This is a genomic window from Kitasatospora sp. NPDC057223, from assembly GCF_042669755.1.
Classification (GTDB): Bacteria; Actinomycetota; Actinomycetes; order Streptomycetales; family Streptomycetaceae; genus Kitasatospora.
Map to the genome: position 1 here is coordinate 40,663 of NZ_JBHUWW010000050.1, position 13,964 is coordinate 54,626.

Annotated in this window: 11 protein-coding genes; all 11 read left to right on the top strand. The window is 71.1% G+C overall.

Annotated features, from left to right (window positions below; translation table 11 throughout):
- The first annotated feature begins 328 nt into the window (after nt 1-328).
- On the top strand, nt 329-3,331 hold the full coding sequence (uvrA, locus tag ACFUK0_RS19225) for an excinuclease ABC subunit UvrA (protein ID WP_380251666.1): 3,003 nt from the start codon (nt 329-331) through the stop codon (nt 3,329-3,331).
- A 177-nt stretch (nt 3,332-3,508) separates the two neighbouring features.
- Complete coding sequence (locus tag ACFUK0_RS19230) at nt 3,509-3,958, top strand: Rieske (2Fe-2S) protein (RefSeq protein WP_380251668.1); 450 nt, start codon at nt 3,509-3,511, stop codon at nt 3,956-3,958.
- A 162-nt stretch (nt 3,959-4,120) separates the two neighbouring features.
- Complete coding sequence (uvrC, locus tag ACFUK0_RS19235) at nt 4,121-6,283, top strand: excinuclease ABC subunit UvrC (RefSeq protein ID WP_380251670.1); 2,163 nt, start codon at nt 4,121-4,123, stop codon at nt 6,281-6,283.
- A gap of 124 nt (nt 6,284-6,407) precedes the next feature.
- A complete protein-coding gene (rapZ, locus tag ACFUK0_RS19240; protein ID WP_380251672.1) occupies nt 6,408-7,286 on the top strand; it encodes an RNase adapter RapZ in 879 nt (292 codons plus the stop codon).
- Between the two features lie 133 nt (nt 7,287-7,419).
- On the top strand, nt 7,420-8,424 hold the full coding sequence (gene yvcK, locus ACFUK0_RS19245; RefSeq protein WP_380251674.1) for a uridine diphosphate-N-acetylglucosamine-binding protein YvcK: 1,005 nt from the start codon (nt 7,420-7,422) through the stop codon (nt 8,422-8,424).
- Nucleotides 8,415-9,395, top strand: coding sequence for a DNA-binding protein WhiA (gene whiA, locus ACFUK0_RS19250; RefSeq protein ID WP_380251676.1), 981 nt, complete (start codon nt 8,415-8,417; stop codon nt 9,393-9,395). The genes yvcK and whiA overlap by 10 nt, the downstream gene beginning before the upstream one ends.
- A 366-nt stretch (nt 9,396-9,761) precedes the next feature.
- A complete protein-coding gene (gene gap, locus ACFUK0_RS19255) occupies nt 9,762-10,766 on the top strand; it encodes a type I glyceraldehyde-3-phosphate dehydrogenase (RefSeq protein WP_380251678.1) in 1,005 nt (334 codons plus the stop codon).
- A 229-nt stretch (nt 10,767-10,995) separates the two neighbouring features.
- On the top strand, nt 10,996-12,201 hold the full coding sequence (locus tag ACFUK0_RS19260) for a phosphoglycerate kinase (RefSeq protein WP_380251680.1): 1,206 nt from the start codon (nt 10,996-10,998) through the stop codon (nt 12,199-12,201).
- Nucleotides 12,202-12,206: 5 nt separating this feature from the next.
- On the top strand, nt 12,207-12,992 hold the full coding sequence (gene tpiA, locus ACFUK0_RS19265; protein ID WP_380251682.1) for a triose-phosphate isomerase: 786 nt from the start codon (nt 12,207-12,209) through the stop codon (nt 12,990-12,992).
- An 88-nt stretch (nt 12,993-13,080) separates the two neighbouring features.
- Nucleotides 13,081-13,314, top strand: coding sequence for a preprotein translocase subunit SecG (secG, locus tag ACFUK0_RS19270; protein ID WP_380251684.1), 234 nt, complete (start codon nt 13,081-13,083; stop codon nt 13,312-13,314).
- A 278-nt stretch (nt 13,315-13,592) separates the two neighbouring features.
- Nucleotides 13,593-13,928 carry an RNA polymerase-binding protein RbpA gene (locus ACFUK0_RS19275; RefSeq protein WP_207811681.1) on the top strand — a complete coding sequence of 112 codons (336 nt, stop codon included), beginning with the start codon at nt 13,593-13,595 and terminating at the stop codon, nt 13,926-13,928.
- The last annotated feature ends 36 nt before the right edge of the window (nt 13,929-13,964 follow it).

A 13,964-nucleotide genomic window follows, 5' to 3' on the forward strand; every position in this document is an offset into this window, starting at 1 on the left:
GACGCGGTGTGCGGTGCGGCCGGGTCGGACGCTGTCGGCGCGGAGCAGGGGGTTTGCGGCGGTCCGGCGCCGGTCCGCCGCAGTGGCCGTCACCCGTTCGGGTGATCTCCACTGGACAGGCTCGATAATCGAACGCCTGAGCTAGTAGGCTGGCCGTCCCAAGCTGTTAAGACTGGAACACTGGAAGAACGGGCCCTCCCGGTTCGTTGCCATGTGGGTGAGATTCCTCAGCGAGAGTCCTGAGCGAAGCCTGAGTGAAGAGTCTCCGGACGAAGCCCCCAGAAGAAGTCCCCAGAAGAGACCCCACCGGAGAAAGGCGCCAGAAGCAGTGGCCGACCGCCTCATCGTCCGCGGTGCTCGCGAGCACAACCTCAAGAACGTCTCCCTCGACCTGCCGCGCGACTCGCTGATCGTCTTCACCGGCCTCTCCGGCTCGGGCAAGTCCTCGCTGGCCTTCGACACGATCTTCGCGGAGGGGCAGCGGCGCTACGTGGAGTCGCTCTCCTCCTACGCCCGGCAGTTCCTCGGGCAGATGGACAAGCCCGACGTCGACTTCATCGAGGGCCTCTCCCCGGCCGTCTCGATCGACCAGAAGTCCACCAACCGCAACCCGCGTTCCACCGTCGGCACCATCACCGAGGTGTACGACTACCTGCGGCTGCTGTTCGCCCGGATCGGCAAGCCGCACTGTCCGCACTGCGCCCGGCCGATCGCCAAGCAGTCCCCGCAGGCGATCGTCGACCGGGTGCTGGAGCTCGCCGAGGGCACCCGCTTCCAGGTGCTGAGCCCGGTGGTGCGCGAGCGCAAGGGCGAGTTCGTCGACCTGTTCGCCGACCTCCAGTCCAAGGGGTACGCCCGCGCCCGGGTCGACGGCGTGACCGTCCAGCTGGCCGAGCCGCCCACGCTCAAGAAGCAGGAGAAGCACACCATCGAGGTGGTCATCGACCGCCTGACCGTCAAGGACAGCGCCAAGCGCCGCCTCACCGACTCGGTCGAGACGGCCCTCAAGCTGGCCGGCGGCATGGTCGTGCTCGACTTCGTCGATCTCCCGGAGGACGACCCCGAGCGCGAGCGGATGTTCTCCGAGCACCTCTACTGCCCCTACGACGACGTGTCGTTCGAGGAGCTGGAGCCGCGCTCGTTCTCCTTCAACTCGCCGTTCGGCGCCTGCCCCGACTGCTCGGGCCTCGGCAACCGGATGGAGGTCGACCCGGAGCTGGTCGTCCCCGACGAGGAGAAGTCGCTCGACGAGGGCGCGATCCACCCGTGGTCCGGCGGCCACACCAAGGAGTACTTCCAGCGTCTGATCGACGCGCTGGCCGGCGAGCTGGGCTTCCGCACCGACCTGCCCTGGGCCGGTCTGCCGGTGCGCGCCAAGAAGGCCCTGCTGTACGGCCACAAGCACCAGGTGGAGGTGCGCTACCGCAACCGCTACGGCCGCGACCGCTCGTACACCACGGGCTTCGAGGGCGCGGTTCCGTTCATCCAGCGCCGGCACACCGAGGCGGAGAGCGACAGCAGCCGCGAGCGCTTCGAGGGCTACATGCGCGAGGTGCCCTGCCCGACCTGCGACGGCACCCGGCTGAAGCCCGTCGTGCTCGCGGTCACCGTGCAGGACAAGTCGATCGCGGACGTCTCGGCGATGTCGATCAGCGACTGCTCGGACTTCCTCGGTGCGATGAAGCTCGACGCGCGCGACAAGCAGATCGCCGAGCGGGTGCTGAAGGAGGTCAACGAGCGGCTGCGCTTCCTGGTCGACGTCGGCCTGGACTACCTCTCGCTCAACCGCGCGGCCGGCACCCTGTCCGGCGGTGAGGCCCAGCGGATCCGCCTCGCCACCCAGATCGGCTCCGGCCTGGTCGGCGTGCTGTACGTGCTGGACGAGCCGTCCATCGGCCTGCACCAGCGCGACAACCACCGCCTGATCGAGACGCTGGTGCGGCTGCGTGACATCGGCAACACCCTGATCGTCGTCGAGCACGACGAGGACACCATCAAGATGGCCGACTGGGTGGTCGACATCGGCCCGGGCGCCGGCGAGCACGGCGGCAGGGTGGTGCACTCCGGTTCGCTGAAGCAGCTGCTCGCCAACAAGGAGTCGCTGACCGGCCAGTACCTCTCCGGCAAGCGGTCCATCCCGATCCCGGCGGCCCGCCGGCCGCGCGACAAGAAGCGCCAGCTCGTGGTGCACGGCGCCCGCGAGCACAACCTCAAGGACGTCACCGTCGGCTTCCCGCTCGGGACGTTCACGGCGATCACGGGTGTGTCGGGCTCCGGCAAGTCCACCCTGGTCAACGACATCCTCTACACCCACCTGGCCCGGGAGCTGAACGGCGCGCGCAGCGTGCCCGGCCGGCACACCCGGATCACCGGTACCGACCTGGTCGACAAGGTCGTGCACGTCGACCAGTCGCCGATCGGCCGCACCCCGCGCTCGAACCCGGCCACCTACACCGGCGTGTTCGACCACGTCCGGCGGCTGTTCGCGGAGACCCAGGAGGCGAAGGTGCGCGGCTACCTGCCGGGCCGCTTCTCCTTCAACGTCAAGGGCGGCCGCTGCGAGAACTGCTCGGGCGACGGCACCATCAAGATCGAGATGAACTTCCTGCCGGACGTCTACGTCCCGTGCGAGGTCTGCCACGGAGCCCGGTACAACCGGGAGACGCTGGAGGTCCACTACAAGGGCAAGTCCGTCTCCGACGTGCTGGACATGCCGATCGAGGAGGGGCTGGAGTTCTTCGAGGCCGTCCCCGCCATCGCCCGGCACCTGCGCACCCTGAACGACGTCGGCCTCGGCTACGTCCGGCTCGGCCAGTCCGCGCCGACGCTCTCCGGTGGAGAGGCCCAGCGCGTCAAGCTGGCCTCCGAACTGCAGAAGCGCTCCACCGGGCGGACGGTCTACGTGCTCGACGAGCCCACCACGGGCCTGCACTTCGAGGACATCAGCAAGCTGATCAAGGTGCTGGACGGCCTGGTGGAGAAGGGCAACACCGTCGTCGTCATCGAGCACAACCTCGACGTGATCAAGACCGCCGACTGGGTCGTCGACATGGGCCCCGAAGGCGGCAACGGCGGCGGCTCGGTCGTCGCCGAGGGCACCCCGGAGGAGATCGCCGCGGTCACCGCCAGCCACACCGGCAAGTTCCTGCGCGACATCCTGGGCGACTTCAGCGACGCGTCGCCGTCCGCCCCGGCGAAGTCGGCCACCAAGGCGCCGGCCAAGACGGCCAAGACCGCCAACACGGCGAAGGCGCCGGTGAAGGCGGCCGCCAAGGCACCGGCGAAGACGGCGGCCAAGGCACCCGCCAAGCGCGCCGCCGCGAAGAAGTAACCACGACCCCGTGCCGTCCGCCCCCGGCCCACCCGGGGCGGGCGGTACGGTCCTCTCCCGCCCCATAGACTTCCCTGCGCAACCAGCAGAGCGCGCCGACGCGCCCGCAACCGGGTACGTCGGCCCCCGAGCGCCCTGTACCCGAGCACATGAGCACCCGAGCAGGAGCAGCCACCGATGTCCGAGACCCCGGTCAGCCCCGCCACCACCCGCCGCACCCTGCTCTGCGGGGCCGCCGCCGTCCTGGCGGGCGGCGGCACGCTCGCCGTGTCGGGCTGCGGCTCCTCGTCCTCGTCCTCGTCCTCCTCCGGCTCGGACGCGGCGGCCGGCCCGGTCGAGGTCGGCCCGGCGTCCGAGGTGCCGGTCGGCGGCGGCAAGGTCTACCGCGAGCAGAAGATCGTGGTCACCCAGCCGACGGCCGGTCAGTACAAGGCGTTCAGCGCGAAGTGCACCCACGCCGGCTGCATCGTCGACCAGGTCAAGGACAGTCACATCCAGTGCCCGTGCCACGGCAGCCGGTTCGACATCACCGACGGTGCGGTCCAGCCGGGCGGCCCGGCCCCCACCCCGCTACCCGCCTACACGGTGGTGGTCGAGGGCGGCAACCTCAAGGTGACCCGGGCCTGAGCCGTCCGGGCCGTCCGCGCCGTCCGGGCCCCGGCCGGGGCGGCGCACCACCCGCCGGCCCGGCCGGTCGTCGGGCGCCCGTTCTGCGACAGGAGCGCCCGGACGGGCCGGATCGGCAGGTCCGGCCCCCGGAGTGTCACTGCGACTCGGTACGGTGGACCCATGGCTGACCCGTCCACCTACCGCCCCGCCCCCGGGGCGATTCCGACCTCGCCGGGTGTCTACCGGTTCCGCGACGTCCACGGGCGGGTCATCTACGTCGGCAAGGCCAAGAGCCTGCGTCCGCGTCTGTCCTCCTACTTCCAGGACATCGCCGGCCTGCACCCGCGCACCGCGACCATGGTCACCACCGCCGCCTCGGTGGAGTGGACGGTGGTCGGCACCGAGGTCGAGGCGCTCCAGTTGGAGTACTCCTGGATCAAGGAGTACGACCCGCGGTTCAACGTCAAGTACCGCGACGACAAGAGCTATCCCGAGCTCGCCGTCACCCTCAACGAGGAGTTCCCGCGGGTCCAGGTGATGCGCGGGGCGCACAAGAAGGGCGTGCGCTACTTCGGCCCGTACGGGCACGCCTGGGCGATCCGTGAGACGGTCGACCTGCTGCTGCGGGTCTTCCCCGTCCGCACCTGTTCCAACGGCGTGTTCAAGCGGGCGGCTCAGGTGGGCCGGCCCTGTCTGCTCGGCTACATCGGCAAGTGCGCGGCGCCCTGCGTCGGCAAGATCTCGCAGGCCGAACACGTCGAGCTGGCGGAGGAGTTCTGCGACTTCATGGCCGGGCGCACCGGCAACCACCTGCGCCGCCTGGAAGAGCAGATGCGCGACGCCGCCGCCGAGATGGAGTACGAGAAGGCCGCCCGGCTGCGCGACGACATCGGGGCGCTCAAGCGGGCGATGGAGAAGAACGCCGTCGTCCTCGCCGACGGCACCGACGCCGACCTGCTGGCGCTGGCCGAGGACGAACTGGAGGCCGCCGTACAGATCTTCCACGTCCGGGGCGGCCGGGTGCGCGGCCAGCGCGGCTGGGTCACCGACAAGGTCGAGGACGTGGACACCGCGGCGCTGGTCGAGCACGCGCTCCAACAGCTCTACGGGGGCGGGGCGGAGGCCGTCCCGCGCGAGGTGCTCGTCCCCGCCCTGCCGGAGCCGGCCGCCCCCGTCCGGGAGTGGCTGAGCGGCCTGCGCGGTGCCCAGGTCGACCTGCGGGTGCCCCAGCGCGGCGACAAGAAGGACTTGATGGCGACGGTGCAGCGCAACGCGCAGCAGTCGCTGGCCCTGCACAAGACCAAGCGCGCCTCCGACCTCACCACCCGCAGCCGGGCGCTCCAGGAGATCGCCGACGCGCTGGAGCTGGACTCCGTGCCGCTGCGCATCGAGTGCTTCGACATCTCGCACCTCCAGGGCGAGGACGTGGTCGCCTCGATGGTGGTGTTCGAGGACGGGCTGGCCCGCAAGAGCGAGTACCGCCGCTTCCAGATCAAGGGCTTCGAGGGGCAGGACGACGTCCGCTCGATGCACGAGGTGATCAGCCGCCGGTTCCGCCGCTACCTGCGGGAGCGCGAGGAGACCGGTGAGTGGGCCGTTCCGGAGGCCGACGACCCGGGGCAGCAGCCCGAGCAGTCCGGGCAGCCAGACCAGTCCGGCCTGCCCGGGCAGGCCGGACAGGCCGGCGGCGAGGTGCCGGCCGGTCCGATCGATCCCGAGACGGGCCGCCCGCGCCGCTTCGCCTACCCCCCGCAGCTGCTGGTGGTCGACGGCGGGCAGCCGCAGGTCGCCGCGGCCCAGCGGGCGTTGGACGAGCTCGGCATCGACGACGTCGCGCTGTGCGGCCTCGCGAAGCGGCTGGAGGAGGTGTGGCTGCCGGGGCAGGACGACCCGGTGGTCCTGCCGCGCAGCAGCGAGGGCCTCTACCTGCTCCAGCGGGTCCGGGACGAGGCGCACCGCTTCGCCATCTCGTACCAGCGGTCCAAGCGCTCCAAGCGACTCACCGCCGGGGAGCTGGACTCCGTCCCCGGCCTCGGCGAGACTCGCCGCCAGGCGCTGCTGAAGCACTTCGGTTCGCTGAAGAGGCTGCGGGGGGCGACCGTGGACGAACTGTGCGAGGTCCCGGGCATCGGCCGGCGCACCGCGGAGACTGTTGCGGCAGCGTTGGCGTCCCGTACACCCGCGGCGTTCGCCGTGAACACGGCCACGGGTGAGATCCTCGACGACGGCGCCGAGGACGGCACGGCCGCGGAGCCGTCCGCGGTGCCGCCGACCACGGCGGCGCCCACCGCAGTGCCCCCGGCAGCAGTGCCACCGACCGCAACGCCACTGGAGACGTCATGACGGCCGGCGCCGCCCGTCAAGGTGTGTGTCCCGCGTTCACTCCCCAGGGTGACCTGGGGAAGCGCGGGGCCGCCACGCGCGTTCTCCTCAGCAGAATCACCGAGAGCGGGGAACCGAAGTGACCGTGTCAGACGTGGGAGAGACCGCCCCGGAGCTGGTGATCATCTCCGGCATGTCCGGAGCCGGCCGCTCCACCGCGGCCAAGTGCCTGGAGGACCTCGGCTGGTTCGTCGTCGACAACCTGCCGCCGGCCCTCATCCCGACCATGGTCGACCTCGGCGCCCGCTCGCAGGGCGCCGTCGCCCGGATCGGCGCCGTCGTCGACGTCCGGGGCCGCAAGTTCTTCGACGACCTGCTGACCTCGCTGGAGGAGCTGGAGAAGCGCGGCGTCCGGCTGCGCGTGGTCTTCCTGGACTCCTCGGACGACGCGCTGGTCCGCCGCTTCGAGAGCGTGCGCCGCCCGCACCCCCTGCAGGCCGAGGGCCGGATCGTCGACGGCATCGCCCAGGAGCGCGACCTGCTGCGCGAGCTGCGCGGCGAGGCCGACCTGGTCATCGACACCTCCAACCTCAACGTGCACCAGCTGCGTGCGAAGCTGGACGCCCAGTTCGCCGACCACAACGAGCCGGAGCTGCGGGCGACGGTGATGTCCTTCGGCTTCAAGTACGGCCTGCCGGTCGACGCCGACCTGGTGGTCGACTGCCGCTTCCTGCCCAACCCGCACTGGGTCCCCGAGCTGCGCGCCCGGACGGGCACGGACACCGACGTCGCCGCCTACGTCTTCGAGCAGCCCGGCGCCAACGAGTTCCTCGACGGATACGGGGACCTGCTGCGCATCATCACCGAGGGGTACCGCCGTGAGGGCAAGCGCTACATGACCCTTGCCGTAGGCTGCACGGGTGGTAAGCACCGGAGCGTGGCCATGTCGGAGCGGTTGACGAAGCGTCTGATCGCGGACGGCGTCGAGACGGTGCTCGTCCACCGGGACATGGGACGCGAGTAGCCCCGCCGGCCTGCCGCCAGGCAGCCGGCGGCGGCAGGCAGAGGAACGCGAGGTGGGTGTGGCGGGATACGGGCCCGGGCGGCAGCTTCAGAACAGGGCCGCCGACCGGTCGGCGGCCCCGGCGCGCGCTTCGGTGACGGGCAGGCCGCACGCCAACGCGCCGAGGATCGCCGCGCTGGGCGGCGGCCAGGGCCTGTCCGCCTCGCTCTCCGCGCTGCGCAGGCTGACCACGGCGCTCACCGCCGTGGTCACCGTCGCGGACGACGGCGGCTCCAGCGGGCGGCTCCGCGCCGAGCTGGGCGTCCTGCCGCCGGGTGACCTGCGCAAGGCGCTGGCGGCCCTCTGCGGGGACGACGACTGGGGCCGGACGTGGTCCGAGGTGATCCAGCAGCGCTTCTCCGGCACCGGTGAGCTGGGCGGCCACGCCGTCGGCAACCTGCTGATCGTGGCCCTCTGGGAGAAGCTCGGCGATCCGGTGGCCGCGCTGGACTGGGTGGGCCGGCTGCTCAACGTGCAGGGCCGGGTGCTGCCGATGTCGGCCGTGCCGCTGGACATCGAGGCGGTCGTCCGGGGCCACGACCCGGCCCGGCCGGCCGAGCTGTCCGCCGTCCGCGGGCAGGCGAACGTCGCGGTGACCCCCGGCACGGTGCAGTCGATCCGGTTGCTGCCGGACGCGCCGCCGGCCGTCCCGGAGGCCGTGGCGGCCGTCCGGGAGGCGGACTGGGTGGTGCTCGGCCCGGGGTCCTGGTTCACCAGTGTGCTGCCGCACCTGCTCGTCCCCGACCTGGCCGCGGCCCTGGTCGAGACCCGGGCCCGGCGCCTGCTCACCCTGAATCTGGCCCCCCAGCCCGGCGAGACCGAGGGCTTCACCCCGCAGCGCCACCTGGAGGTGATCGCCGACCACGCCCCCGAGCTGGCGGTGGATGCGATCCTGGTGGACGAGCGGGCGGTCACCGGCGGTGCCTTCGGCGTGGCCGACCTGGCCGGGCTGGAGAAGGCGGCCGAGCGGATGGGCGCCGCCCTGGTGCTCGACCGGGTCGCCGCGGCGGACGGAACGCCGCGACACGACCGGGAGCTCTTGGCCGCGGCGTACGACCGGATTTTCCGGACACATGGAAGGATCGGCCCATGGCGATGACGGCAGCGGTGAAGGACGAAATCAGCCGGCTCCCCGTCACCCGGGCCTGCTGCCGCAAGGCGGAGGTTTCGGCGATCCTCAGGTTCGCGGGTGGCTTGCACATTGTGAGCGGCCGGATCGTGATCGAGGCTGAGCTGGACACCGGCGTGGCGGCGCGGCGACTGCGCAAGGATCTGCTGGAGATCTTCGGACACTCCTCGGATCTGGTGGTGATGGCCCCCGGCGGTCTGCGACGCGGCAGCCGGTACGTGGTGAGGGTGGTCAAGGACGGCGAGCTGCTCGCCCGGCAGACCGGGCTGGTGGACGGCCGAGGACGGCCGATCCGGGGTCTGCCCCCGGCGGTGGTGTCCGGGGCGACGTGCGACGCGGAGGCGGCCTGGCGCGGGGCCTTCCTGGCGCACGGCTCGCTGACCGAGCCGGGCAGGTCCTCCTCGCTGGAGATCACCTGCCCCGGCTCCGAGGCGGCGCTCGCCCTGGTCGGCGCGGCCCGGCGGCTCGGCATCCCGGCGAAGGCCCGCGAGGTGCGGGGCGTGGACCGGGTGGTGATCCGGGACGGCGACGCGATCGGCGCGCTGCTGACCCGGCTGGGCGCGCACGAGTCGGTGCTGGCCTGGGAGGAGCGCCGGATGCGCCGCGAGGTGCGGGCCACCGCCAATCGGCTGGCCAACTTCGACGACGCCAACCTGCGCCGTTCCGCGCGGGCCGCGGTCGCGGCGGGGGCCCGGGTGCAGCGCGCCCTGGAGATCCTCGGCGAGGAGGTGCCCGAGCACCTGGCGGCGGCCGGCCAGCTGCGGATGCAGCACAAGCAGGCCTCCCTGGAGGAGCTGGGCGCTCTCGCTGACCCGCCGCTGACCAAGGACGCGGTGGCCGGCCGGATCCGCCGGCTGCTGGCGATGGCCGACAAGCGGGCCTCCGAGCTGGGCCTGCCGAGCACCGAGGCGAACCTGACCGACGAGATGGCGCTCAGCTGACCGGGCCGGGCGGCTGATCCCGCGAAGCGCGGGAGCAGGAGCGGGCGCCGGACGGATCGGACGGCGCCGGGAGCGGGCCCGGTCTCACCTGCCGAACGGCTGATGTCCCGAATCGTGGACATCAGCCGTTTCGCATCCGAACTGTTCGCCGCCGCGGCCCAAGTGCCGTCCGGGGTCGGGGGAGCAGCTGTGCGGGGGATCGTGGAAGAGGGCCTGCTGGAACGCCCCGACCCGCCACGCCAAGGGGTTGACCCCGGGCGGATGTGCCCTCGAACGCCTCGTAGAGGTAGGGTCATGGGTGGTCGGGGACATCCCATTTCCACCCCGTCGGCATAGTTCCGGCGTACCTAACAAGGAGATCGGTTCGTGACGATCCGGGTAGGCATCAACGGATTCGGCCGCATTGGCCGCAACTTCTTCCGTGCGGTTCGGTCCCAGGGCGCGGACATCGAGATCGTCGGTGTGAACGACCTGACCGACACCAAGACGCTGGCGCACCTGCTCAAGTACGACTCGATCCTGGGCACGCTCCAGGCCGAGGTCAGCCACACCGCTGACAGCATCACCGTCGACGGCGTGACCTTCAAGGTCATCGCCGAGCGCGACCCGGCCAACCTGCCCTGGGGCGAGCTGGGCGTGGACATCGTGATCGAGTCGACCGGCATCTTCACCAAGGCCGACGCTGCGAAGAAGCACGTCACCGCCGGTGCGAAGAAGGTCATCATCTCGGCGCCCGCCACCGACGAGGACGTCACCATCGTCATGGGCGTCAACGACGACAAGTACGACGCGGCGAACCACACCGTCATCTCCAACGCCTCGTGCACCACCAACTGTGTGGCGCCGATGGCCAAGGTGCTGCTGGAGAACTTCGGCATCGTCAAGGGTCTGATGACCACGGTGCACGCGTTCACCAACGACCAGGTCACGCTGGACTTCCCGCACAAGGACCTGCGTCGCGCCCGCGCCGCCTCGCTCAACATCATCCCGACCTCGACGGGTGCCGCCAAGGCCACCGCCCTGGTCATCCCGGAGCTCAAGGGCAAGCTGGACGGCACCTCGCTGCGCGTCCCGGTCCCGACCGGCTCCATCACCGACCTGGTCGTCACGCTGGAGCGCGACGTCACGGTCGAGGAGGTCAACGCCGCCTTCCAGAAGGCGTCCGAGGGCTCGCTCAAGGGCATCCTGCAGTACACCGAGGACCCGATCGTCTCCTCCGACATCGTGAACTCGCCGTTCTCCACGATCTTCGACTCGCTGATGACGATGGTCCAGGGCAACCAGGTCAAGATCTTCGGCTGGTACGACAACGAGTGGGGCTACTCCAACCGCCTCGTCAACCTGACCACCCTCGTCGGCGGCCAGCTCTGACGCAGCGGGAGCTGACGTGATGTGAGGAACAGGGCCCGGACGGCCGTGCACGACCGTCCGGGCCTTGTTCCTTGCGTGTGCCCGCGCCACCTTCCGCGGCACCCTCGCTTCATGGACCGGGCGGCCCGGCGTCGTGCCGCCAGCCCGTCGCCCGGCGCCGCCCTCCCGGCCGGTGCCGCGCGCGACCGGGCTTGTCTGCGCCACCTTCTCCCCAGGAGACTCGAAGAACGTGAAGACCATCGAAGACCTCGACGTCGCCGGCAAGCGCGTGTTCGTCCGCGCCGACCTGAACGTCCCGCTCTCGAACGGGAGCATCACCGACGACGGCCGGATCCGTGCCGTCGCGCCGACGATCACCAAGCTGCTGCAGGCCGGCGCGAAGGTGATCGTCGCGTCCCACCTGGGCCGCCCCAAGGGCGAGCCCGACCCCCAGTACTCCCTCGCCCCCGTCGCCGTCCGGCTCGGTGAGATCCTCGGTACGCCGGTCGCCTTCGCGACCGACACCGTGGGCGAGAGCGCGAAGGCCACCGTCGCCGCCCTGGCCGACGGCGAGGTCACGCTGCTCGAGAACCTCCGCTTCAACGCGGGCGAGACCGCGAAGGACGACGCCGAGCGCGGCGCCTTCGCGGACGCCCTGGCGGGCCTGGCGGACATCTACGTGGGCGACGGCTTCGGCGCCGTGCACCGCAAGCACGCCTCGGTCTTCGACCTGCCGGCCCGCCTGCCGCACGCCGTCGGCGACCTGATCGCCACCGAGGTGGGCGTGCTCAAGCGCCTCACCGAGGAGGTCGAGCGCCCGTACGTCGTCGTCCTCGGCGGCTCGAAGGTCTCCGACAAGGTCGGCGTGATCGACAACCTGCTGGGCAAGGCCGACCGGATCCTGGTCGGCGGCGGGATGGTGTTCACCTTCCTCGCGGCCCAGGGCCACCAGGTCGGCAACTCGCTGCTGCAGGAGGACCAGATCCCGGTCGTCCAGGAGTACCTGAAGCGGGCACAGGCGACCGGCGTCGAGTTCGTGCTGCCGGTGGACATCGCGGTGTCCGGGAGCTTCCCCGACGTCAAGGGCGGCGCCCCGGTCGAGGACTTCCAGGTCGTCGACGCCGACAAGATCCCGGCCGGCGTGCTGGGCCTGGACATCGGCCCCAAGTCCGGTGAGCTGTTCGCCGAGAAGCTGGCCGACGCCAGGACCGTGTTCTGGAACGGCCCGGCGGGCGTGTTCGAGCACCCGGCGTTCGCCCCCGGCACCCGTGCCATCGCGCAGGCGCTGCTGGACAGCGACGCGTTCACCGTCGTCGGCGGCGGGGACTCCGCCGCGGCCGTGCGCATCCTGGGCTTCGACGAGACGAAGTTCGGGCACATCTCGACCGGCGGCGGCGCGAGCCTCGAGTACCTGGAGGGCAAGTCCCTCCCCGGTCTGACCGCCCTGGAGGGCTGAACCACATGAGCGAGCGTCTCCCGCTGATGGCGGGCAACTGGAAGATGAACCTCAACCACCTCGAGGCCATCCAGCACACCCAGAAGCTGGCCTTCGCGCTGGCCGACAAGGACTACGAGGCGGTCGAGGTCGCGGTCCTGACCCCGTTCACCGACCTGCGTTCGGTCCAGACCCTGGTCGACGGCGACAAGCTGAAGATCAAGTACGGCTCGCAGGACATCTCGGCCCACGACTCCGGCGCCTACACCGGTGAGATCTCCGGCCCGATGCTCGCCAAGCTGAAGGTCAGCTACGCGGCCATCGGCCACTCGGAGCGCCGCCAGTACCACGGCGAGAACGAGGAGATCGTCAACGCCAAGGTGAAGGCCGCCTACCGCAGCGGGATCACGCCGATCCTGTGCGTCGGCGAGCCGCTGGAGGTCCGCAAGGCGGGCACCCACGTCGCCCACACGCTGGCCCAGCTGGACGGCGCCCTCGACGGCGTGCCGGCCTCCGACGCCGAGAGCATCGTCGTCGCGTACGAGCCGGTGTGGGCCATCGGCACCGGCGAGGTGGCGACCCCCGAGGACGCCCAGGAGGTCTGCGCGGCGATCCGGGTGCGCCTGGCCGAGCTGTACGACGGCGAGCTGGCCGCCAAGGTCCGCGTGCTGTACGGCGGTTCCGTGAAGGCGTCGAGCGCGGCCGGCCTGATGGCCAAGCCCGACGTGGACGGTGCGCTGATCGGCGGTGCCTCGCTGGACGCCGACGAGTTCGTCAGGATCGTGCGTTACCGTGAGCAGGCAGTAGGCTAACGCCGCCGCAGCAACGTAGGCTTTGGGGCCGGACCGCTCGCAGCGGCCCGGCCCCTTGCCGATGAACGAGAGAGTTGGTCCCGCCGTTATGGTTATCGGGTTCTCGATTGCCCTGATCATCTTCAGCCTGCTGATGGTTCTCCTGGTGCTGCTGCACAAGGGCAAGGGCGGCGGTCTGTCCGACATGTTCGGTGGCGGCGCGATGTCCACCGGTGGCGGCTCGGCCGTGGCCGAGCGCAACCTGGACCGCATCACCATCATCGTGGGTGTCGCCTGGTTCGCCAGCATCATCATCCTGGGCCTGGTGCTGAAGGTTAAGTGACCGGCGTTCCTGCGCGAACAGCCGGTTTGCCGCATATCTGACGGCGCGTCGTCCGCCCGCCTATCCTGAGGGGGCGCCCGGTCCGGGCGCAGTCCCGGAGGCGGTGCGGACAGATCCTTATCGGCTGCTTACACTGGGACAACTTCGCCACCGCCCGCAGGCCGTCGCCGGCCGGCAGTGGATACTGGCCGCGACGTGGCCCCCTCCACGGGGCCGGGTCTCCCTGTCCCAGGGTGTCGGCTGAGATCGCATCGCATCAGCACGCAGGGAGTCAGACCGTGGCAAGTGGCAACGCCATCCGTGGCAGCAGAGTCGGCGCCGGCCCGATGGGCGAGGCGGAGCGCGGCGAGTCCGCGCCCCGCAACCGGATCTCCTTCTGGTGTGCGAACAAGCACGAGACGCGCCCCAGCTTCGCCGCCGAGGCCGTCATCCCGGAGACCTGGGACTGCCCGCGCTGCGGCTTCCCGGCCGGCCAGGACGAGCACAACCCCCCGGCGCCGTCGCGCAACGAGCCGTACAAGACGCACCTCGCGTACGTCCGCGAGCGGCGCACCGACGCCGACGGCGAGGCGATCCTCGCCGAGGCGCTCGCCAAGCTGCGCGGCGAGATCTGAGCAGACGCGTCCGTGACGTGGAGAGGGGGCGGGCGC